Below are 19,868 nucleotides of genomic sequence, written 5' to 3'. Positions count from 1 at the left end.
GGGGCACGGGACGGCTGCGAGCTTGACCCATGGAGAGGTGTCCCCTAGAAAACCAGGGCTTTGCCGTGTCTGTTTCCGCGAAGGGAAGCCCTGCATGCGACGACTTGCCCCGATGCTCCTCGCCGCGCTCGCCGTCATGGCGGCCGCTTGCGAGAAGAAGACGCAGCCTGCTCCTTCAGGTGAAGGAGGTGCTCAGGCCGCGCAGGGGCAGGGGGCGGCGCCCGGGGACGCTCCGGCGGACGCGAACACCATCCTGCTGGGGCAGGTGGGCTCGCTCACCGGTGGCCAGGCCACCTTCGGCATCTCCACGCGCAACGGCATCGAGCTGGCCCTCAAGGAGGCCAACGCCGCGGGCGGGGTGAAGGGCAAGAAGCTGTCCATCCGCGTCTACGACAACCAGAGCAAGCCCGAGGAGGCCGCCCAGGCCGCCACGCGCCTGATTACCCAGGACAAGGTCGTGCTCATCCTCGGTGACGTGGCGTCGTCCAACTCGCTGGCCATGGCGGAGAAGGCGCAGGCGGCGGGCGTGCCGATGATTACGCCGTCCTCCACCAACCCCACCGTCACCGAGAAGGGTGACTACATCTTCCGCGTCTGCTTCATCGACCCGTTCCAGGGCTTCGTGATGGCGAAGTTCGCGCGGGAGAACCTGAAGCTGAACCAGGTGGCGGTGCTCCAGGACAACAAGAGCGCGTACTCCATTGGCCTGGCGGACGTCTTCACGCGCAAGTTCACGGAGCTGGGCGGCAAGGTGACGGCCGTGGAGAGCTACAGCCAGGGCGACACCGACTACCGCGCCCAGCTCACCGCCATCCGCAAGTCGCAGCCGGAGGGCATCTACGTCCCGGGCTACTACAGCGAGGTGGGCATCGTCGCTCGCCAGGCGCGCGAGGTGGGCCTGAAGGTGCCGCTGATGGGCGGCGACGGCTGGGACTCCGAGAAGCTCTTCGAGCTGGGTGGCAGCGCCATCGAGGGCAGCTACTTCTCCAACCACTACTCGCCGGACAACCCGGACCCGCGCGTGCAGAAGTTCATCGCGGACTACAAGGCCGCGTACGGCGCGGTGCCGGACGCCCTGGCCGCGCTGGGGTATGACTCGGCCCGGGTGGCGGTGGCCGCCCTGGAGCGCGCCAAGGACCTGAGCGGCCCGGCCGTGCGTGACGCCATTGCCCAGACGAAGGACTTCCCGGGCGTGGCGGGCACGGTGACACTGGATGCCCAGCGCAACGCCGTGAAGTCCGCCGTCGTCCTCAAGGTCGAGGACGGCAAGACGCAGTACGTCACGACCATCAATCCCTAATGGCGCAGCTCCTCCAACACCTCATCAACGGCCTGGCCGCTGGCACCATCTACGCGCTCGTCGCGCTTGGCTACACGATGGTGTACGGCGTCCTGAAGCTCATCAACTTCGCCCACGGCGACGTCATGATGGTCGGCGTCTACATGGGCTACGCCACCGCGTTCGCGCTCGGGCGCGACATGCGCAGCTCCCTGCTGGGCGTGGCCGTCGTGTTCGCGGTGGCCATGCTGGGCTGCGCGCTGCTCGGGTTCTTCATCGAGCGCTTCGCGTACCGCCCCCTGCGGGAGAAGCCGCGCCTCACCGCGCTCATCACCGCCATCGGCATCTCCTTCGCGCTGTCCTACGGCTTCCAGTTGGACATCGGCTTCTTGCCGGGCGCGGCGCCGCGGGCCTTCCCGGAGGTCATCGCGCCGGTGGAGTGGCTCGTCATTGGCGACCGGGACGTGGTGGTGTGGAACTGGCAGGTCATCAGCTTTGGCATCGCCGTGGCGCTGATGGTGGGCCTGCAGTACCTGGTGTTCCGCACGCGCTTCGGCCAGGCCATGCGCGCGGTGTCCTGGGACCACCGCGTGGCGGCGCTGATGGGCATCCCCACCGACCGCGTCATCGCGCTGACGTTCATGTTGAGCAGCGCGCTGGCGGCGGGCGCGGGGCTGCTCTACGCCATCAAGGACACGTCGGTCAGCCCGCTGATGGGCCTGTACGTGGGCCTCAAGGCCTTCGTGGCGGCGGTGATTGGTGGCATCGGCCACGTGCAGGGCGCCGTGGTGGGCGGGCTGGTGCTGGGCCTGGTGGAGGAGTTCGTGGTGGGCTACGCGGCCAGCACCTGGCGTGACGCGGTGGCCTTCGGCTTCCTCATCCTGGTGTTGCTGGTGAAGCCGGGCGGCCTCTTCGGCCGCGTCGCCGCGGAGAAGGTCTGATGGAGACTCCGGCGATCCCCCTCCCCGAGCCCCGCTCCGTCGTCCCCGCGTCGCTGCGCGGCCTGCTGCCCGTGCTGCTGGCGCTGCCGGTGCTGGCGCTGTTCCAGTGGTTGATGAGTGATGCGCCCTTCGCCTCCTACCTGCTGTCGGTGGTGGGGGTGAACATCATCCTCGCGGTCAGCCTCAACATCGTGAACGGGATGACGGGGCAGTTCTCCATTGGCCATGCGGGCTTCATGGCGGTGGGGGCCTACATCTCCGGCGTCCTGTCGCTGAACCTCAAGGACATCGCGCTCTCCTTCCTGCCGGTGGCGGTCAGCGACCAGGTGTTCTTCGTCCTGTCGCTGCTGGTGGGCGGCCTGGCCGCGGCGCTGTGCGGCTTCCTGGTGGGCCTGCCCTCGCTGCGGCTGCGCGGGGACTACCTGGCCATCGTCACGCTGGGCTTCGGCGAAATCATCCGCGTGGTGGTGCAGAACACGGACGCGTTCGGCCGGGCGCTGGGCCTGTCCGGCATCCCGCAGACGTCGTCGCCGGCCATGGTGTACTTCTTCGTGTTCCTCACGGTGCTGGTGGCCCGGCGCATCACCGGCTCCAGCCACGGCCGCAGCCTGTGGGCCATCCGCGAGGACGAGGTCGCCGCCGAGGCCATGGGCGTGGACACCACGGGCTACAAGGTGCGCGCGTTCGTCATCTCGTCGTTCTTCGCGGGCATCGCCGGCGCGCTGTTCGCGCACTTCGTGCCCATCATCAACCCCGGCTCCTTCACCTTCGTGAAGTCGATGGAAATCGTCGTCATGGTGGTGCTGGGCGGCCTGGGCTCCACGACGGGCGCCATCGTCGCGGCCACGTTCCTCACGCTGCTGCCCGAAGGCATGCGCTCGCTGTTCACCGTGCTGGGGGCCGAAGGCAGCCTGGCGCAGAAGGTGGACCAGATTCGCATGCCCGTGTACGGCCTGCTGCTGGTGGTGCTGATGCTGGCGCGGCCCCAGGGCCTGTTCGGGACGAAGGAAATCTGGGACGTGCTGCCGCGGTGGATTCCGCGCAAGCGCAGGGGGCTGGCGTGAGCGCGGCCGTGCAGGAGACGAAGGCGGAGGCCGGAGCGCCGTTGCTCCAGGCGGAGGGGGTGAGCATCCAGTTCGGCGGCCTCAAGGCGCTGACGGACTTCAACCTCTCCGTGCGGCAGGGCGACTTGCAGGGCCTCATTGGCCCCAACGGCGCCGGCAAGTCCACGGCGTTCAACGTGCTGACGGGCGTGTACCAGCCCACCCAGGGCGAGGTCCGCGTGGGCGGGCAGCGGGTGAACGGGTGGCTGCCGCATCAAATCAACCACCTGGGACTGGCGCGCACCTTCCAGAACATCCGCCTGTTCCGCGCGCTCACCGCGCTGGACAACGTGAAGGTGGCGTGCCGGGCGCAGGGCGCGCTGCACCCCGAAGGCGTGGGGCTGGGCGCGAAGATGAAGGGCGCCTTCATCAACTACCGCGACTGGTGGCGCGCGCTGCTGCTGACGCCGCGCTTCCAGCAGGAGGAGCGGGAGTTGACGCGGCAGGCGGAGCGTCTGCTGGAGGTCATGGGCCTGTCGCACCGCCGCGACGAGGAGGCGCGCAACCTGCCTTACGGCGAGCAGCGCCGGCTGGAAATCGCGCGCGCGCTGGGCACGCAGCCCAAGGTGCTGCTGCTGGACGAGCCCGCGGCGGGCATGAACACCCGGGAGAAGGCGGACCTGATGGTGCTCATCCGCAAGCTGCGGGACGACTTCAAGCTGGGGGTGCTCGTCATCGAGCACGACATGAAGCTGGTCATGGGCATCTGCGAATCCATCACCGTGCTGGACCACGGCGAGACGATTGCCCGGGGCGCGCCGGCGCAGGTGCGCAGCGACCGGAAGGTCATCGAGGCGTACCTGGGCGACAGCTATCTGGAGAGCCACGGAGGGGCGGCGTGAGCGACGCGCAGGTGAAGACGCTGGGCGAGCGCCAGGCCTTCCCGCCGCTGTTGTCGGTGGACGGCATCAAGGTGCACTACGGCGCCATCCAGGCGCTCAAGGGTGTGTCGCTGACGGTGGGCAAGGGCGAGGTGGTGGCCCTCATCGGCGCCAACGGCGCGGGCAAGACGAGCACCCTGCGCGCGGTGAGCGGCATGCTCAAGCCCAGCGGCGGACGCATCCAGTTCAACGGGCACGACACCACGGCCCTGAAGGCGCACCAACTGGTGCCGCGCGGCATGGCGCACGCGCCGGAGGGGCGGGGCGTGTTCCCCAACATGACCGTCCAGGAGAACCTGGAGCTGGGCGCGTACCTGCGCACGGACACCTCCGGCATCCAGGCGGATTTGGAGAAGAGCTTCACGCTCTTCCCGGTGCTCAAGGAGCGCCGCAAGCAGCTGGCCGGGACGCTGTCGGGCGGCGAGCAGCAGATGCTGGCCATCGCCCGCGCGCTCTTGAGCAAGCCGCAGTTGCTGCTGTTGGATGAGCCTTCGCTGGGGCTGGCGCCGCAGGTGACGGAGGCCATCTTCCGCACCCTGCGCGAGGTGAACGCCACGGGCGTGAGCGTGCTGTTGGTGGAGCAGAACGCCCACCTGGCGCTCAACGCGGCGCACTATGGCTATGTGTTGGAGACGGGCGAGGTCGTGATGGCGGGGCCGGGCAAGGCGCTCCTGGAGAGCGCGGAGGTCCGGCGTGCGTATCTCGGCGAGTGATGGGGGGCACTACGTCCTCCCGCCGACGCTCCGGTAGAGTCCGGCGCGCAATGAAACTGGCTCCCCTCCCAAAGTCGGGTAGTCAGCAACCAGGAAGTTCGTCTAGCGTCCTTCGACGCGCTGCGTTCAACCACACTCAGGAAGTGTGCCCATGTCCCCGTTGTCCCGCCTTGTCGCCAGCCTCGCCACCCTGTCGCTGATTGCCGCCGCGTGCGCCGGTCAGCAGAAGACCGGGCCCCAGGAAGCCACCTCCACCATCGAGGAGGTCGCCAACGAGGGTGGAGACGCGCCCCCCGCCGTCGCGTTCAACATGCTGGACGCTCCCGAGGGCTTTACCGTGAAGCTCCCGGGCCCTCCGCCGCAGGCGCAGCGCAGCGAGGCCGCCCTGCCGAAGCGGACGGACAAGGCCACGCTCGTGACGTACGCGGCCAATGAGGAAGGTGTCAGCTACATCGTCAACGCGGTGGACTACCCGGAGGCCTTCGTGGCCACCGTCCCCGCCGAGGCGCTCATCAACGGTGGCATCCAGGGCATCGCCGGGCAGGTGGGCGGCGAGCTGAAGAGCTCCGAGGACATCACCCTGGAGGGCTACCCGGGCAAGGCGTACGTGCTGGCGTCGCCCAGCGGCGAGGTGAAGGGCCGCAGCTTCCTGGTGGGGCCGCGCGTCTACAACCTCATCACCGTCTACAACGCGGCCATCGGCGCGCCGGGCGCGGACGAGTTCCTCGCCTCGCTCACGCTGGTGAACCCGCCGCCGAAGATTGAGCGCGCGACCGCCGACGCGGATGGTGGCACGGACGCCGGAACGGCGGACGTGGGCGACGGCGCCGCCATGGAAGGCGCCGCGGACGCCGGCAGCGCCAACTAGTTCGCGGGTCCGGGGACACGCTTCCGTTGAGGGAGCGTGTCCCACGATGCCACGCTGAGGGACTCTGGGCGTTAGGCTCTCCGGTGACTGGAGGCCGCCATGTGGGACCCGGCGCAGTACTCACGCTTCCGCGATGAGCGAAAGCGTCCCTTCTTCGATTTGCTTGCCCGGGTGGACGCGGCGTCGCCCACGCAGGTCGCGGACCTGGGCTGTGGAACCGGGGACCTCACGCGCCTGTTGGCTGAGCGCTGGCCGTCCGCCCGGGTGTCTGGCGTGGATGCGTCCTCGGAGATGATTGAGGCGGCCCGCCGCGGTGCGCCCGTGGACGCGGTGCACTTCGAGGTGGCGGACCTCGCGGGCTGGGCGCCTCCCGCGCCGCTGGACGTGCTCGTGTCCAACGCGGCGCTGCACTGGCTGCCGGACCCTGAGGCGTTGCTCGGGCGGCTGGTGGCGAAGCTGGCCCCCGGCGGGGTGCTGGCCTTCCAGGTGCCGGCCAACTTCGATGCGCCTTCGCACCAGCGCGTCGACGCGGTGCGGGCCTTGCCGCGCTTCGCTGCTGCCCTGGCGCCGGTGCGGGGCGGGGCGGTGGAGTCCCTGTCCGTGTATGCGTCCTGGCTGTTCGGCCTGGGGCTGACGGTGGAGGCCTGGGAGACGACGTACCTGCACGTGCTCCCGGGCGAGGACGCGGTGCTGGAGTGGCTGCTGGGGACGACGCTGCGGCCCGTGCTCGCGGCGCTCGTGGAGGAGGAGGCGCGCGCGTTCGTGGAGACGCTGCGCCCGTTGCTGCGTGAGTCCTATCCCGCGCAGCCGTATGGGACGCCGTTCCCGTTCACCCGCCGCTTCGTGGTGGCGCGGCGGGTGAGGTGAGCCGGGTTACTGGGGCCAGTGGAGAATCTGGCCCGCGTTGCCCGAGACCCAGAGGTCCGCGGGACTGGTGCCGGCGATGTCGTTGAAACGGAGGTTCGTGTCCTCGTAGACGATCTCCCACCCCGTGCCGTCGTACCGGTAGATACGGCCGTTGTACGCGGTGACGTAGACCGACTTCGCACCGAAGGCGATGACGGAGGTCAGGCTTTCGTTGTGCGTCGTGGGGAAGGACATCCTGCTCCAGGTGCTGCCGTTCCACTGGAGCACGGAGTTCTGACCGCTCCTGAAGTCACCCACGGCGAAGGCGAGCTTGTCATTCACCACCCAGACGCCGCGGAGGCGGCCCAGTTCTGGGATTGCGGTCTCCGTGTTCTCCGACTGCCACTGACTGGTGTTGGTGTTGAAACGATAGATTCGAGGTCTTTCATTTCCTCCGTCAAAGCCGCCGACCGTGAACAGCGCTGACCGCGAACGGCCGTGGATGTCGTACAGCGGCCCGACGGTGGTGGTTCCGAATCTCAGCGCACTCGCGCCGGTCTCTCCGGTCCACGTGAATGTCAGGCCTTGGTTCGATGAGCCCGAGTTCTCGGTGACGCCATGAATCTCCAGGACGCCTGCGTTCCGGAAGCCGACGAGCCCTCGGATCCATCGGGTCATGTCATGCGTCTCGGTGCAGGCATTCTGCGACCTGTCCAGGAAGGTGAGGCTTCCTCCCGACGAGCCGAGGTAGAGGCGGCCCTGGTTGGCCATGTCCGTCCAGATGGCGTTCCAGCCCCTGTTGCTGTCACCGCAGTTGGAGGCGTTCGTCTGGAACGTGGAGGAACCTGGAGTGAGCACCGCGGTGCCTCCCTGGTTGCCCACGGCAGTCACATCACCGGGGACCTCGGTGAAGATGGAGCGCCACTCCTGGTCGGTCGCGCCCACGGTCCGTGCAAACCAGTCGGCACTGTCGCCCGGGCACACGCCGGGGCCTTCCGGGTTCCCATCACAGTTGTTATCCAACTCGTCGCACAGCTCCGGGGCGCCAGGGTACGTGAACGGGTTGCCGTCGTTGCAGTCGCCGCCGGTGCTGACGTAGCCCTCGCCGGGCGAGACGCAGGACGACACGGCCGTGCCATCACCGAAGGTGTCTCCGTCGCCGTCCAGGAACCAGTCGCCGGGCGTCGTCGTGGCCTGGCAGGTGGTGGCGATGCCGGAGGCGTCGCAGACGTAGACGCCTTCGCACTGGGCCTCCGCGGTGCACGCCGTGCCGAGGTCGGGGAACGTCTCGTCAATCTGGTCGTCACAGTCATCGTCGACGCCGTTGCAGAGCTCCGTCGCGCCCGGCCGGATGCTGGCGTTGTTGTCGTTGCAGTCGTCCGCGGGACCCGTGACATAGCCCGGCGCGATACCGGCGCAGAAGGCGACGGGAGCGGCGTTCCGGTCGCCGTGCCCGTCCTGGTCCACGTCGGGGTAGGCATACGCGGCCAGCGGCATGTTGCAGCGGACCTCTCCGTTCCCGTCGCACGCGCGGACGCCTTCGCATCCCTCTGCCTCCGTGCAGCTCCCGCCCAGGCTCAGCTCCACCGTGTCCGACTGACCGTTGCAGTTGTCGTCGACGTCGTTGCAGCGCTCCGTCGCGCCCGGGTGGATGTTCGGGCTGGCGTCATTGCAGTCCGTACCGCCCGTGAGCACGGAGACGTACCCGTCACCGTCCCCATCCGTCGCCTGGAGGGACAGGGCCACCGGAACGGGGGCTCCCGGCGTCAGCGTCACGGACGTCGACCGCGTCACCACGGGGCTCGCGGCCTCACAGGTCTGCTCGAAGGCGCGCGCCTCCACCTGGATGGCCGTGCCCCAGCCGCCGGGGGCAATCACCGCGACCGTCAGTGAGCCACCCGAGCGGTCACCCTTGCCGGCGAGGGTGGTGGTGAGCTCCTTGCCGCTGCCCTCGTCGCGTGCGTTCACCTGCACGCAGCCAGGCAGAAAGCCGGAGTAGCCCACCGTGACTTTGGCCGCGCCGGGGCTTTCGTCCTTCTTACAGCCGGCCAGCGCGAGGAGAGGGAGGAGCACCAGAACGCGTCGCATGCGGACACTCTATCGCGTCCGTGCCCCGCCGCTGCATCCTCGCGAGCCCGCGCCTACCTCACGGACGGGAAGTCGGAGTGGACCACCTCAAGGCGTACATCCACTGCGATGCTGGCGGGTGTCACCAGCTCCAAATCCAGGGGAACCCGCTTCCCGTAACGTTCGCGGAGCTTCCGCTCCAGGCCCTTCACACGGAGCGAGTCCAGCCGCTCCATTTTCCCATAATCCACGCCCGCACCCTGGGAGTAGGCCTTGCGCACCAGCTCCGAGCAGTACATCGCGTCGTCCCCCCAGCCGAAGTGCCAGTCATACGGCTTGCCCAGGTGCGCCTTGGCCGCCGTCACCGCCTGCTGGCGCTGCGCGGCGCTCAGCTCCCGAGGCCGTAGGACGAGGATGCCGCCCTTCACGCCTCGGGCCTTCCACTTCGAGAAGGGGATTCGCTGCACCGGCTGCACGGCCTCCACGACCCACGCGCCCCGGTCGGTCACCTCCACCATGCCCACATGGGACAGGGGGCTCCGCGTGGCCTTCTGGATGGCCTGCGACTGCGAGGAGCGCGAGGTGTGCAGGACGATGTCTCCCGTCTGCAACCGGGCCACCAGGTCCTCCTGTGGCGCCGCGACCGCGTTGTGGACCCCGAACCACACCAGCAGCATGACCCTCCACTGCATTGCCCCGTCCTTTCAGGTGCCTGACTGTCTCCGGAGTACAGGATGCAGCCTGGATGCCAGTCGTCACGGGGCGCCGCTCCCCAGCGCGCGGGTGAGGGGCACCTCCATCCGGGGCAGGTAATGGCCGCCCTTGCTCTCGAAGAGCACCAGGCGGTCCACACGCCCCTCGCCCAGTGACGTGTCCTGCAGCGCCTGGACGCAGGCGAGGAGGGCGGCGTCTCCACGCGGGTGTTTCGCGCGGGCCAGCGTGAGGTGCGCGGTGTACTCGCGATGCTCGGGCTCGAAGCCGAGCGGCTGGAGCACCTGGGCGGTGTCCGCCTGCAAGGCCTTCAGCGCGTCCGTGGCGCCGCACACCTCCGCCCAGAGCACGCGCGGGTGGGCGGGCACGCCAAAAGCGCCGCCGCCCGTGACAGACAGCGCGAAGGGCGCATGCCGCGCGCCCACCGGCGCCAGGGCTTCGCGCAGGGCGGGCAGGCGTGCGTCCTCCACGTCCCCCAGGAACACGAGCGTGAGGTGGAGACCCTCCAGCTTCACCCAGCGGGCCTGGGGGGCCAGGGGCCGCAACCGGTGCAGCTCCTGGGTGGCGCGCGCTTCGATGTCGGCCCCCAGGGTGACGGCGGTGAACAGGCGCATGGCGCACGGCTCCTGACTGCGAATGGGACGAAAGGACGTCCCAGGCGTCACTTCAGCATACGGGTGAAGGGCAGGGCTCGGAGTGGAGGCGGCGAGGCGGCTGGGCTACCGTCCCCGTCCGATGCCGACGCGCCTCCCCGTCGATGAGACCCTCCAGAAGCGACTGAACGGCTGGCGCGCGCAGGTCGGCGAGTGGCTCAACCGGGTCCGCGTGGCTGCGACGGCGAGCTGGTTGCTGGTGGCCTGGCTGGACGACTGGCGCGTGCCGCCCCGGGCGCTGGCGGCCTACCTGCTGCTGGCCTTCGGGCTGTGGCTGGGCGCGCGGCGCCTGGCCTCGCTGGGGCGGCGCCCCGCGCTGGGGGTGACGCTCATCGACATGCCCGCCGTCTGCCTGCTCCAGTGGCTGTCCATCCAGGGCTCGGCGTCGCCGGGGACCACGGCGCTGCTGACGCTGGGCGTGTTCATCACCCTGGTGGTCATCGTGGCGCTGCTGACGTTGTCGCGCCGCTACGTGGCGCTGGCCACGTTGGTGGCCATCGGGCTGGAAGGCTGGCTCCTGTTCCAGGCCCGGTTGCCCCCGGATACGTTCCTCTCCGGCATGGTGCTGGTGCTGACGCTGGCGGCGCTCGCGGCGTCCTTCATTGGCCGGCAGGTGATGGGGCTGGTGAAGGAGGTGGCGCAGGAGGAGGTGCAGCGCGAGCGGCTGGGCCGCTACTTCTCCCCGGAGGTGGCCCGTCAAATCGCCGAGCGTGGCACCGAGGCGGGCAGCGGCGAGCACCGCGAGGTGACGCTGCTCTTCTCCGACATCCGCGGCTTCACCTCCATGTCCGAGCGCATGGACAGCCCGCACGTGGTGGCGCTGCTCAACGAGTACCTGTCCCGCATGGTGGAGGTGGTGTTCCGCCATGGAGGGACGCTCGACAAGTTCATCGGCGACGGCATCCTCGCGTACTTTGGCGCGCCGCTGGATTTGCCCGGACATCCCCAGGCCGCCGTGGCCTGCGGGCTGGCCATGCTGGAGGCGCTGGAGTCCCTCAACGCCGAGCGCGCCCGCCGGGGCGAGGAGCCGCTGCGCATCGGCATTGGCATCCACACCGGGCGCGTGGTGGTGGGGGACGTGGGCAGCGCGCAGCGGCGCGAGTACACCGTGATTGGCGACGCGGTGAACCTGGCCAGCCGCATCGAGGGGCTCACCAAGAAGGTGGGCGTCGCCATGCTCGTGTCCGGCGCCACCCAGGCGCGCTGCGGGGGCGCCTTCCAGTTCGAGCCGGCGGCGCCCCTGCCGGTGGCGGGGAAGGCGGAGCCCGTCGCCACCTTCCTGCCTGGCAAGCCGGGCCTGCGCGTAGCAGGCTGAGGCTCAGTACGACTTGGAGAAGACGATGCGGCCCGGCGAAGGCTCGCCGGTGACGACGCACTTGCCCGGCTCCTGCTTGAGGTCGAAGGGACGGCAGCGCGTCGTCAGGCCCGTCTCCTCCTTGATGCGCGCCTCCACCTTGGGGTCCAGGTTCCAGTGCGCCAGCAGGAAGCCCTGGTCCGCCTTCTCCTTCAGCTCCTCGTAGGAGTTGACCTCGAAGGTGTGCGAGTCGCGGAAGTCCCTGGCCTTGGTGAACAGGTCCTTCTGCATCGCGTCGAGCATGGCCTGGGCCTTGGACACGGCCTCGTCCAGCGACACGAACTCCTTCTGGCGCACGTCGCGGCGGACCATGACGCAGGAGTTCTTCGCCAGGTCCTTGGGCCCCAGCTCGATGCGCAGACACGTGCCGATGAGCTCGTGCTCGTTGTACTTGAAGCCCGGGCTCTTGGTGTCGTCGTCGTCCAGCACCACGCCCAGGCCCGCCTTGCGCAGGTCCGCGGCGAGCGCGTTCGTCTTCTCCAGCACCTGCGCCTTCTCCGCGTCGGAGGCCTTGCCGAAGATGGGGATGATGACCACGTGCGTGGCCGCCAGCTTCGGCGGGACGATGAGGCCGGCGTCATCCGAGTGGGTCATGATGAGGCCGCCGATGAGGCGCGTGGACACGCCCCAGGACGTCTGCCACACGTGGTGCATCTTGCCGTCGCGGCCCTGGAACTGGGTGTCGAAGGCCTTGGCGAAGTTCTGGCCCAGGTTGTGGCTGGTGCCCGCCTGCAGCGCCTTCTTGTCCTGCATCATCGCTTCGATGCTGTAGGTGCGCAGCGCGCCGGCGAAGCGCTCGGACTCCGACTTCTGGCCGGTCAGCACCGGCATCGCCATGTAGTCCTCGGCGAAGGTCCGGTAGACCTCCAGCATCTGCCGGGTCTCCTTCTCCGCGTCCTCCTCCGTCTCATGACAGGTGTGGCCTTCCTGCCAGAGGAACTCGGTGGTGCGCAGGAACAGGCGCGTGCGCATCTCCCAGCGCATCACGTTCGCCCACTGGTTCAGCAGCATCGGGAGGTCCCGGTAGCTCTGAATCCACTTGGAGAAGCTGCGGTTGATGATGGTCTCACTGGTGGGCCGGATGACGTAGGGCTCCTCCAGCTTGGAGCCGCCCGCGTGGGTGACGACGGCCAGCTGCGGGTTGAAGCCTTCGACGTGCTCGGCTTCCTTCTTCAGGTAGCTCTCGGGGATGAGCAGCGGGAAGTAGGCGTTCTTGTGGCCCAGGTCCTTGAACTTCGTGTCCAGGACGCGCTGCATGTTCTCCCACAGCGCATAGCCGTTGGGCCGGATGACCATGCAGCCCTTCACGTCCGAGTAGTCGGCGAGCTTCGCCTTCTGGACCAGGTCGACGTACCACTCGGAAAAGCCCTTCTCGCGGGGCGTGAGCTTCTCGGCCATGTGCGGAGCACCCTTCAAAAGTCGTGGAAAGAGGACGGTTGCCTACGCCGGGCCCACCCGGAAATCAACGGCCCCGTCACCCGGACGCAGGGGTCCTTCCCGGACGGGATTGCATTTTTCGACCAATGGTCAGAATAATGAGCTCCGGTTGAATGTGCATCCAGGAGGCAGTCATGTTTCGCCAGGTGGCCGACGACGTGCATGTGCTCGCGGTGGAGTTCGGCATCGGGGGAATGGACCTGGGAGGCCGGATGACCGCCGTCCGCCTGCCGGATGGGGGGCTGTGGCTCCACTCGCCCGTCCGCTTCAGCCCGGAGGCGCGGGCGGCGGTGGACGCGCTCGGGCCGGTGCGCTTCCTGGTGGCGCCCAACCTGATGCACCACCTGTATGTGCGGGACTGGGCGGCGGCCTATCCGGACGCGAAGGTGGCCGCGCCCGCGGCGCTGCGGCGCAAGCGGCCGGACCTTCGCATCGATTTGGAGCTGGGGGACACGGCCGAGGCCGGCTGGGCCGGCGTCCTGGACCAGGTGCTCGTCCAGGGGATGCCCAGGGTGGACGAGCTGCTCTTCTTCCACCGCCCCAGCAAGACGTTGTTCGTCACCGACCTGGCGTTCAACGTGCACCGGACGCCTTCGTGGTTCACCCGCCTGTACCTGAAGCTGAGCGGCGCGTGGCAGCGGCTGGCGCCGTCCCTGCTGATCCGCGCCGTCATCAAGGACCGGGAGGCCGTGCGCGCGTCCCTGGCGCGGGCCCAGGCCTGGGACGTGGAGCGCGTGGTGGTGTGCCACGGCGACGTGGTGGAGCAGGGCGGCCGGGAGGCGGTGCGGAATGCCTTCGTCCGGCTCTAGCGGCGGTGGCCGCAAGCCCGCGCCGGGCCGCCGTCGCGCGGCCGCGTCACCCGCCGCGCCCACCCCCGCATCGGCGCCCAGCTCCAAGCCCTCCGAGCGCGAGGCGCGCAAGGCGCGGCGTCAGGAGGGGCGCCGTCAGGCCATCCTCGTCGCCGCGCGGGCGGTGTTGGTGCGGGGCGGGTGGTTGGGGCTGACGCTGGAGGCCGTGGCGGCGGAGGCGGACCTGAGCAAGCCTTCACTTTTCTACTACTTCCGCTCCAAGGAGGACCTCGTGGGAGCGCTGGCGGTGGAGGGGCTGGAGCGCGAGGTGAAGGTGCTGGAGGCGGCGGTGACGGCCGCGACCAGCGGCGTGGAGGCCCTGGCCGCGCTGGTGCGGGCCCGGGTGGATTTGTACGCGGAGGACCTGGACGGCTTCCGCGTCGTCTACCTGTGGCCACAGTTGACGGGGCGGCAATCCGAGGCTCACCAGGCGCGGGTGCTGGCGCTGAGTGGACAGCTGAATGACGTGCTGGAGGCGCGGCTCCAGGCGGATGCGCGCGCGGGCCGGCTGGCCCCGGGGCTCCAGCCGCGTCGGCTGGCCAACCTGGCCTGGACCGTGGCGCACGGGGTGCTTTCCCTGGGGGCCGGACTGGAGCACTCCGGTGTGGGAGCGCGCTTCACCTTGTCTCAGCTTCGTGACGAGGCCTGTGCGGTATTGCTGCGCAGTAGCGGCCGTTAGGGTGGCTGTGAAGGGGGGGACGGGCGCGCTATGTAGAGGGCCTCCTTCCCGTCGTTCCTTTTTGGAGGCTTCATGCGGTCGTACCTTGCATCTCTCGGAGTGGTCGGCGTTGTGTCGGCGTGCCTTGTCTCCGGTTCCGCGTTCGCCAACTCCGCGGGCATCAGTGGCCAAAGCGGCAAGCAGGGTTCGAGCCTCACCTGTGCGGCGTGCCACACCGGCGGCGGCAGCGCGCCCACGGTGACCATCGAGGGGCCCACCACGCTGGCGCCGGGCGCCACCGGCAACTACACGCTCGTCATCCGGGGCGGTCCGGCTTCCGGTGCGGGCTACAACGTGGCGGTGAGCGACAACGGCGGCACGCTCACCCCGGGAACGGGTTCCATCAGGCTGAGCGGGGAAGTCACCCACAGAACCATCCAGGCGTTCTCCGGCGGCGCGGCCCGCTTCGACTTCACCCTGGTGGCGCCGTCCACCCCCGGCAGCGTCACCCTGTACGGCGCGGGCAACTCGGTGAACGACAACGGCACCGAGCAGGGAGACGCCTCCGCGGCCACCACGCTCAACGTCACCGTGGCGGATGGCGGTGGTGGCGACGGCGGTGACGACGAGGGCGGCTGCGCCGCCGCGGGCGGTGCCCCGCTGCTGGGCGCGGCCCTGGTGCTGCTCGGCACGCGCCTGCGCCGTCGCCGCTAGGCCTCGTTGAAAGGAGGCCTCCGGGCGCGACAGCGCCGTCAGTGACCGGAGGCCACCGAGGCGGTGAACTCGTCGGGCAGGAAGGCGGCGAAGGACGGCACCCGTCGAAGCTTCCGCCGGGAGTTGCCCGCCAGCCGCAGGATGGCCACGGACACCAGCCCCAGGCCCATGGCGCTGCGCAAGGGCGCTGGACGGCGTGCGCGGCGCCGGGCCCGGTAGCGCAGGAGTCCCACGGGCAGCAGGGCGGCGGGAATGGCTGCCAGCGCCCAGGCGCGCCAGTGGGACCGGCCAGTCGAATCGGATGCCAGTGTCGTTTTCATGAAGAAACAGGTTGGGCGCGGGGTGGAGCAGGGGGAAGGGTGGCCCGGACCGGACGCCGACGGGCTCCCGGGTCGGGACCCTCCGGTGGAGGGCGGACACGGGCTCGCCCCCCTGCTCGCGGAGAGCCCGCCCGGCCGGCTGCCTCCCGGACGCGCCGGGGTGGGCGAGGCGACAAGGCCGCGCGGGGGGACTTAACATCGCGCCCCTGCCGACCATGCGCCTTCGCCGCCTCCTCCCCCTCCTGTTCCTGCTGGGGCCGCTCGCGTGTGCGACCGGCCCTGGCCACCTTGCCTCCACCGAGTCCGTCGCCGCCGTGCGGCGCGCTCCGGGCGAGCTGCGGGTGATGACCTTCAACATCCAGTCCGGCGCCCGTGGGTTGGAGCGCGTGGCGCACGTGATTCGCGCCGCGGTGCCGGACGTCGTCGCCTTGCAGGAGGTGGACGTGGGGTCTACCCGCGCGCGGGGCCTGGACCAGACGGAGGAGCTGTCCCGCCTCACCGGCCTGACGTACCGCGCCCACTTCCGCACCACGGACTTGTACGGCGGGGCCTACGGCATCGCCGTGCTGTCGCGCTTCCCGCTGGAGGCGCTGGCGCAGTATCCGCTGCCGGTGCCGCGCGGCGCGGAGCCTCGCACGGTGGCGCATGCGGTGGTGGCGGTGGACGGGCGCGAGGTGAGCGTCTACCTCACGCACCTCATCCGCCGGCCCTTCAACAGCGACACCCGCGTGCGGCAGAGCGCGTACGTGGCGGGGTTGATGGCGCGGGACTCGCGGCCCAAGGTGTTGATGGGGGACCTCAACGACGGGCCAGACTCCCGCTCCACGCGGCTGCTGCGGCGGGCCCTGCATGACGTCGCCGCCGCTACTGGAGGCACGTATCCGCTGCCGCTCTTCCTGCCCACGCTGCGCATCGACTACGTGCTGGCGTGTGATGCCTTCACGTCCGTGGCCAGCCGGGTGCTGCGCGTGGACGTGTCAGACCACTACCCCGTGGTGGCGGACCTGCGGTTGAAGCCGGAAGCCGTGCCCGTGGTCGCCGAGCGCACGGCCACCGGCACCGCGCCTTGAACGAGGCGCGGGCCGGCGCGGGCATCAGCCGACGTTGAAGCGGTACAGCACTTCGTTGTCGTTGCGTGTGAAGCCCTTGAGCACCTGGTGCTCGAGGTTCTGCGCGCCCAGGAACGCCAGTCCGCCGGCGGCGAAGCCCATGACGGACAGCTCGAAGTAGGGGTGCGGCCGGGGGACTTGGGTGATGTGCAGGTCGGTGTGGCCCTGCCCGGGGTGCACGGTGAGGTCGCCCTCGGTGAAGTAGCCCTTCCAGATGCCGGGGGTGAACAGCAGGAAGCGCCGGAAGTCACCCTGGCTGAACATCGCCTTGAGCTGGCCCTGGCCCAGCGCGTACTCGGCGGACTTCACGCCGAACTGCCACCAGGCGCTCTGGTTGTTGTTGTAGAAGCGCGCCAGCAGCTCGTCGTTGAGCCGGAGGAACGCGTCCGCCGGCATGCGCGACACCGGCATCACGGGCCTGGCGAAGAAGGGCTCCCTCGTCGCGAAGTCGGTGAGGAACGCCTTCCAGGCCGCCTCCCCGTGGGTCTGCACCATCAGCTGTTGCCGGGCCAGGAAGGCGACGCCTTTGACTTCCATTCACGCTCCTTCACGGGGGCGCGGACGCCCCACGTCTGGGTTTGCAGAGCACATTGTGCTGTGAATGTTTCATGAGACGAAGCGGGGAGGTGACAGCCGCTGGCGCCCGCTCGGCCTTCAGTCGAGCTGGAGGCCGCAGTCGCTGCAGGCGCCCTCCAGCAGCGGCGCGGCGGTGCCACAGGCCGGGCAGGGAGGCTCGCCGTCCTCGGGGATGGGAGCGGCCGGGGCGGCGGTGCGTCCCACGGGCACCAGGCCCTCGCGCTCGATGCTGTCCATCCACCGCTGCTGGAGCAGGGCGGCCACGCGAGGGCCGTCCTCGGGGCGCACCAGCACCTGGAACTTCGGGCTGCAGCCCGGCTTGCTGCAGGCCTCGCGATGCACGAGCGCCGGCACCTCCGCGCCCAGGCAAGCGTCCACCAGCCGCCGCGCGTCCATCAGCGCCATCTCCGCGCAGGGCACCAGCTCCACGTCCGACAGGGCCTTCGTCGCGTCTTCAGGGGTCATCACCCGGGGGATTGGAGCGCACCTCATGGGGCCACGTCCAGTGCGCCCGGGCCAGCGTCTCACCCCGCGCACGACTTCAGGCTAGCGTGCGGAGGGTGCCGCCCACGTCACTCACCCCGCGCACCGCGCGCCTCTCCCGGCTGCTGCTGGTGGGCGCGGGCGTGCTGACAGGGGGCGTCTTCGGCCTCGCCTGGGTGGTGGACCGGTTCGGTCAGCGCGAGCAGGCCACGCCCGCGGACGTGCTGGTGGTGCTGGGCGCGCGCGTGTTGCCCGGGGGCGTGCCTTCCGGGGCGCTGCGCGCGCGCACCGAGCACGCGGTGGCGCTGTACCACCGCGGCGTGGCCCCGCGGCTCGTCTTCTCCGGCGGCGTGGGCGTGAATCCCCCCTCCGAGGCGCGCGCCATGCTGGCGCTGGCGACGCGGCTGGGCGTCCCGGCGGAGGCGTGCGTCCTGGAGGAGGGCAGTCACTCCACCGACGACAACGCCCGGCTCACGGCCGAGGTGCTGCGCGGGCTGGGCGCTCGGCGCGTGGTGGTGGTGTCGGACCCGTATCACCTGCTGCGCGCGCGCAATTGCTTCCGGCTGTATGGCTGGGAGGTGGCCACCAGCCCGGCGCTGGAGACCGCGCGCGACATGGACACGTTCGACCGCATCTATTGGACGGTGCGCGAGGCCGTCGCGCTGCTCCTGCGGCCCCGCGTGCTGCTGGCGCGCGCGCCTACTCCTCCGGCATCGTGAGCGCGCGCAGCTCCAGCGCGCCACCCGGCAGGGCCACGCGGAGCAGCACGGACTCGCCAGGCTTCGTCTTCCGCAGCGCCGTCACCACGTCCCGCGCGTTGTTCACGGGCTTGTTCGCGGCCTCCACCACCACCATGCCCGGCAGCACGCCGGCGTGTTCGGCCATGGACGCGGGGGCCACCTCCGTCACCAATGCGCCGGAGGGCGGCAGCTCCTGGGACTCCGCCAGCGCCGGGTCCATGTCCATCAGGCTCAACCCCACGCGATGCTCGGCGGGGCGCTGCGAGCCCCCGACGGCCGGCGCCTTCACGGCGACGCCTTCCAGGTCGGGCCGCGTGCCCAGCGTCGCCTTCACGTCGCGCTTCTTCGCGTCCCGGTAGAGGGCGAGCGTGAGCTCCGCGCCGGGTGGTTTCATCGCCACCAGCCGCGTGAGCGCGCCCGCCGAGTCGATGGGCTGCCCATCCGCGGCGACGATGACGTCGTCCGGCCGCAGCCCGGCCTGGGCCGCCGCTGTCTCCGCGGTGACGTCGGTGACGACCGCGCCCGCCTGCACCGGCGCGCCCAGCGCCTCGCCCAGGTCGGGCGTCAGGTCCTGCACCATCAGCCCCAGCCAGCCCCGGGTGACGCTGCCCTTCTGCTCCAACTGGGGCAGCAGCGACTTGACGAGGTTGCTGGGCACCGCGAAGCCGATGCCCGAGCCCTGGCCGGCGATGGCGGTGTTGATGCCCACCACCTCGCCGCTCAGGTTGAACAGCGGACCGCCGGAGTTACCCGGGTTGATGGCGGCGTCCGTCTGGAGGAAGTCGTCGAAGGGGCCCGCCGCGATGTCGCGCGCCTTCGCGGCGAGGATGCCCAGGCTGGTGCTGGACGTCAGGCCGAAGGGGTTGCCAATGGCCAGCACCCAGTCCCCCACGCGCAGCGCATCCGAGTCACCCAACCGCACCACCGGCAAGGGCTTGCCGCCGTCCAGGCGTTCGAGCTGGAGCACCGCCACGTCCGTGAGCGGGTCCGAGCCCAGCACGCGCGCCTCCAGGTCACGTCCGTCCGCGAGCTGCACCTGTATCGCCTCCGCGTCCGCCACCAGGTGGTGGTTGGTGAGCACCAGCCCCTTGGCGTCGATGATGAATCCGGAGCCGATGCCCTCGCGCACCGGTGGCGCGAAGGGCGAGGGACTCTCGAAGGGAGACAGCGGCTCCTCGGGGGCGTCGCCGAAAGGGAGGCCGTCGAACGGCGGGCCACCGAAAGGCGAGGGGCCGCCACCACCCCAGGGTGTGTCGTTCGCCTCGCCGGGCGTGGGCGCCCCCAGCCGCACCTCCACGTTGACGACGGCCGGACTCACGGACGCCACCAGGGGCGCGACGGAGGCGAGCGCCACGGCGCGTCCGGCGGGCAGCGTGGGAGGCTCGGGCGGCTTCGGTGCGGGGGTCTCCGTGGAGGGAGACGACTGCTCCGCGTCCTTCCGGCAGGCCATCAGGCCCAGCAGCACCCCTACCGCCACCCCGCGCGCGCGTCCCGTCATCGCCTTCCACCCCCCGTCGCAAGCTGCGACCGCCGCGCGACGCAGGGGGGCTGCCCCCCCGGACATGAA

21 protein-coding genes are annotated in these 19,868 nt (G+C 70.2%); 13 read left to right on the top strand and 8 right to left on the bottom strand.

The features are described from left to right. The first annotated feature begins 94 nt into the window (after window positions 1–94). The 7 genes from HV824_RS09660 (at window position 95) to HV824_RS09630 (ending at window position 6,652) form a co-directional block, all read left to right on the top strand. Window positions 95–1,300 (top strand): ABC transporter substrate-binding protein, encoded by a 1,206-nt coding sequence (locus tag HV824_RS09660; protein ID WP_176423139.1) that lies wholly within the window; start codon window positions 95–97, stop codon window positions 1,298–1,300. Then, on the top strand, window positions 1,300–2,220 hold the full coding sequence (locus HV824_RS09655; RefSeq protein WP_176415678.1) for a branched-chain amino acid ABC transporter permease: 921 nt from the start codon (window positions 1,300–1,302) through the stop codon (window positions 2,218–2,220). The genes HV824_RS09660 and HV824_RS09655 overlap by 1 nt, the downstream gene beginning before the upstream one ends. After that, a complete protein-coding gene (locus tag HV824_RS09650; RefSeq protein ID WP_176423138.1) occupies window positions 2,220–3,284 on the top strand; it encodes a branched-chain amino acid ABC transporter permease in 1,065 nt (354 codons plus the stop codon). The genes HV824_RS09655 and HV824_RS09650 overlap by 1 nt, the downstream gene beginning before the upstream one ends. Beyond that, on the top strand, window positions 3,281–4,165 hold the full coding sequence (locus HV824_RS09645) for an ABC transporter ATP-binding protein (RefSeq protein ID WP_176415680.1): 885 nt from the start codon (window positions 3,281–3,283) through the stop codon (window positions 4,163–4,165). Before HV824_RS09650 ends, HV824_RS09645 begins: the two co-directional genes overlap by 4 nt. Then, entirely contained in the window at window positions 4,162–4,917 is a 756-nt protein-coding gene (locus tag HV824_RS09640; protein WP_176415681.1) for an ABC transporter ATP-binding protein, read from the top strand. Before HV824_RS09645 ends, HV824_RS09640 begins: the two co-directional genes overlap by 4 nt. Window positions 4,918–5,068: 151 nt before the next feature. Continuing rightward, on the top strand, window positions 5,069–5,785 hold the full coding sequence (locus HV824_RS09635; RefSeq protein ID WP_217917248.1) for a hypothetical protein: 717 nt from the start codon (window positions 5,069–5,071) through the stop codon (window positions 5,783–5,785). 99 nt (window positions 5,786–5,884) lie between these two features. Continuing rightward, window positions 5,885–6,652, top strand: a complete 768-nt coding sequence (locus HV824_RS09630; protein WP_176415683.1) for a methyltransferase domain-containing protein — start codon at window positions 5,885–5,887, stop codon at window positions 6,650–6,652. A gap of 6 nt (window positions 6,653–6,658) precedes the next feature. On the opposite strand, the gene HV824_RS09625 is transcribed toward HV824_RS09630, so the two are convergent. From HV824_RS09625 to thpR, 3 genes are all read right to left on the bottom strand, one after another. Next, window positions 6,659–8,719 (bottom strand): putative metal-binding motif-containing protein, encoded by a 2,061-nt coding sequence (locus tag HV824_RS09625; RefSeq protein WP_176423137.1) that lies wholly within the window; start codon window positions 8,717–8,719, stop codon window positions 6,659–6,661. Between the two features lie 53 nt (window positions 8,720–8,772). Beyond that, window positions 8,773–9,390, bottom strand: coding sequence for a YiiX family permuted papain-like enzyme (locus HV824_RS09620; protein ID WP_176423136.1), 618 nt, complete (start codon window positions 9,388–9,390; stop codon window positions 8,773–8,775). 63 nt (window positions 9,391–9,453) lie between these two features. After that, window positions 9,454–10,023, bottom strand: coding sequence for an RNA 2',3'-cyclic phosphodiesterase (gene thpR / locus HV824_RS09615; RefSeq protein WP_176423135.1), 570 nt, complete (start codon window positions 10,021–10,023; stop codon window positions 9,454–9,456). Between the two features lie 121 nt (window positions 10,024–10,144). Here thpR and HV824_RS09610 point away from each other — a divergent pair, with 121 nt between their 5' ends. Beyond that, on the top strand, window positions 10,145–11,377 hold the full coding sequence (locus HV824_RS09610; RefSeq protein ID WP_176423134.1) for an adenylate/guanylate cyclase domain-containing protein: 1,233 nt from the start codon (window positions 10,145–10,147) through the stop codon (window positions 11,375–11,377). Window positions 11,378–11,380: 3 nt separating this feature from the next. Here the strand turns inward: HV824_RS09610 and proS are convergent, their stop codons facing one another. Further along, complete coding sequence (proS, locus tag HV824_RS09605; RefSeq protein WP_205507569.1) at window positions 11,381–12,832, bottom strand: proline--tRNA ligase; 1,452 nt, start codon at window positions 12,830–12,832, stop codon at window positions 11,381–11,383. 155 nt (window positions 12,833–12,987) lie between these two features. Here proS and HV824_RS09600 point away from each other — a divergent pair, with 155 nt between their 5' ends. The 3 genes from HV824_RS09600 (at window position 12,988) to HV824_RS09590 (ending at window position 15,073) form a co-directional block, all read left to right on the top strand. Continuing rightward, complete coding sequence (locus tag HV824_RS09600) at window positions 12,988–13,662, top strand: DUF4336 domain-containing protein (protein ID WP_176415688.1); 675 nt, start codon at window positions 12,988–12,990, stop codon at window positions 13,660–13,662. Continuing rightward, window positions 13,643–14,380 carry a TetR/AcrR family transcriptional regulator gene (locus HV824_RS37950; RefSeq protein ID WP_176415689.1) on the top strand — a complete coding sequence of 246 codons (738 nt, stop codon included), beginning with the start codon at window positions 13,643–13,645 and terminating at the stop codon, window positions 14,378–14,380. Before HV824_RS09600 ends, HV824_RS37950 begins: the two co-directional genes overlap by 20 nt. Window positions 14,381–14,452: 72 nt before the next feature. Then, on the top strand, window positions 14,453–15,073 hold the full coding sequence (locus HV824_RS09590; RefSeq protein WP_176415690.1) for an MXAN_6652 family MXYO-CTERM-anchored protein: 621 nt from the start codon (window positions 14,453–14,455) through the stop codon (window positions 15,071–15,073). 38 nt (window positions 15,074–15,111) lie between these two features. Here HV824_RS09590 and HV824_RS09585 read toward each other — a convergent pair whose 3' ends face one another. After that, window positions 15,112–15,393, bottom strand: a complete 282-nt coding sequence (locus tag HV824_RS09585; RefSeq protein ID WP_255207895.1) for a hypothetical protein — start codon at window positions 15,391–15,393, stop codon at window positions 15,112–15,114. A 215-nt stretch (window positions 15,394–15,608) separates the two neighbouring features. On the opposite strand from HV824_RS09585, the gene HV824_RS09580 reads away from it, so the two are divergent. Beyond that, complete coding sequence (locus HV824_RS09580; RefSeq protein WP_176415691.1) at window positions 15,609–16,463, top strand: endonuclease/exonuclease/phosphatase family protein; 855 nt, start codon at window positions 15,609–15,611, stop codon at window positions 16,461–16,463. Window positions 16,464–16,487: 24 nt separating this feature from the next. On the opposite strand, the gene HV824_RS09575 is transcribed toward HV824_RS09580, so the two are convergent. Both HV824_RS09575 and HV824_RS09570 read right to left on the bottom strand, forming a co-directional pair. Then, on the bottom strand, window positions 16,488–17,039 hold the full coding sequence (locus tag HV824_RS09575; protein WP_176415692.1) for a hypothetical protein: 552 nt from the start codon (window positions 17,037–17,039) through the stop codon (window positions 16,488–16,490). Window positions 17,040–17,156: 117 nt separating this feature from the next. Beyond that, entirely contained in the window at window positions 17,157–17,543 is a 387-nt protein-coding gene (locus HV824_RS09570; protein WP_176415753.1) for a hypothetical protein, read from the bottom strand. Between the two features lie 95 nt (window positions 17,544–17,638). Here HV824_RS09570 and HV824_RS09565 point away from each other — a divergent pair, with 95 nt between their 5' ends. Beyond that, window positions 17,639–18,280, top strand: coding sequence for a YdcF family protein (locus tag HV824_RS09565; protein WP_176423133.1), 642 nt, complete (start codon window positions 17,639–17,641; stop codon window positions 18,278–18,280). Here HV824_RS09565 and HV824_RS09560 read toward each other — a convergent pair. Beyond that, complete coding sequence (locus HV824_RS09560) at window positions 18,261–19,799, bottom strand: trypsin-like peptidase domain-containing protein (protein WP_176415694.1); 1,539 nt, start codon at window positions 19,797–19,799, stop codon at window positions 18,261–18,263. The genes HV824_RS09565 and HV824_RS09560 overlap by 20 nt on opposite strands. Window positions 19,800–19,868: the final 69 nt, after the last annotated feature.

It is taken from the genome of Myxococcus sp. AM009 (genome assembly GCF_013372605.1).
In the GTDB taxonomy this organism is placed as follows: domain Bacteria; phylum Myxococcota; class Myxococcia; order Myxococcales; family Myxococcaceae; genus Myxococcus; species Myxococcus vastator.
The sequence above is the reverse complement of the archived record's forward strand: the minus strand, read 5'-3'. Positions and strand labels throughout refer to the sequence as shown.

What these genes read in the sequence shown, in the direction of transcription:
- HV824_RS09660 (WP_176423139.1), top strand. Translation starts at nt 95, where the DNA reads ATGCGACGACTTGCCCCGATGCTCCTCGCCGCGCTCGCCGTCATGGCG.
- HV824_RS09655 (WP_176415678.1), top strand. Translation starts at nt 1,300, where the DNA reads ATGGCGCAGCTCCTCCAACACCTCATCAACGGCCTGGCCGCTGGCACC.
- HV824_RS09650 (WP_176423138.1), top strand. Translation starts at nt 2,220, where the DNA reads ATGGAGACTCCGGCGATCCCCCTCCCCGAGCCCCGCTCCGTCGTCCCC.
- HV824_RS09635 (WP_217917248.1), top strand. Translation starts at nt 5,069, where the DNA reads ATGTCCCCGTTGTCCCGCCTTGTCGCCAGCCTCGCCACCCTGTCGCTG.
- HV824_RS09630 (WP_176415683.1), top strand. Translation starts at nt 5,885, where the DNA reads ATGTGGGACCCGGCGCAGTACTCACGCTTCCGCGATGAGCGAAAGCGT.
- HV824_RS09625 (WP_176423137.1), bottom strand. Translation starts at nt 8,719, where the DNA reads ATGCGACGCGTTCTGGTGCTCCTCCCTCTCCTCGCGCTGGCCGGCTGT.
- HV824_RS09620 (WP_176423136.1), bottom strand. Translation starts at nt 9,390, where the DNA reads ATGCAGTGGAGGGTCATGCTGCTGGTGTGGTTCGGGGTCCACAACGCG.
- thpR (WP_176423135.1), bottom strand. Translation starts at nt 10,023, where the DNA reads ATGCGCCTGTTCACCGCCGTCACCCTGGGGGCCGACATCGAAGCGCGC.
- HV824_RS09610 (WP_176423134.1), top strand. Translation starts at nt 10,145, where the DNA reads ATGCCGACGCGCCTCCCCGTCGATGAGACCCTCCAGAAGCGACTGAAC.
- HV824_RS09600 (WP_176415688.1), top strand. Translation starts at nt 12,988, where the DNA reads ATGTTTCGCCAGGTGGCCGACGACGTGCATGTGCTCGCGGTGGAGTTC.
- HV824_RS37950 (WP_176415689.1), top strand. Translation starts at nt 13,643, where the DNA reads ATGCCTTCGTCCGGCTCTAGCGGCGGTGGCCGCAAGCCCGCGCCGGGC.
- HV824_RS09590 (WP_176415690.1), top strand. Translation starts at nt 14,453, where the DNA reads ATGCGGTCGTACCTTGCATCTCTCGGAGTGGTCGGCGTTGTGTCGGCG.
- HV824_RS09585 (WP_255207895.1), bottom strand. Translation starts at nt 15,393, where the DNA reads ATGAAAACGACACTGGCATCCGATTCGACTGGCCGGTCCCACTGGCGC.
- HV824_RS09580 (WP_176415691.1), top strand. Translation starts at nt 15,609, where the DNA reads ATGCGCCTTCGCCGCCTCCTCCCCCTCCTGTTCCTGCTGGGGCCGCTC.
- HV824_RS09575 (WP_176415692.1), bottom strand. Translation starts at nt 17,039, where the DNA reads ATGGAAGTCAAAGGCGTCGCCTTCCTGGCCCGGCAACAGCTGATGGTG.
- HV824_RS09570 (WP_176415753.1), bottom strand. Translation starts at nt 17,543, where the DNA reads ATGACCCCTGAAGACGCGACGAAGGCCCTGTCGGACGTGGAGCTGGTG.
- HV824_RS09560 (WP_176415694.1), bottom strand. Translation starts at nt 19,799, where the DNA reads ATGACGGGACGCGCGCGCGGGGTGGCGGTAGGGGTGCTGCTGGGCCTG.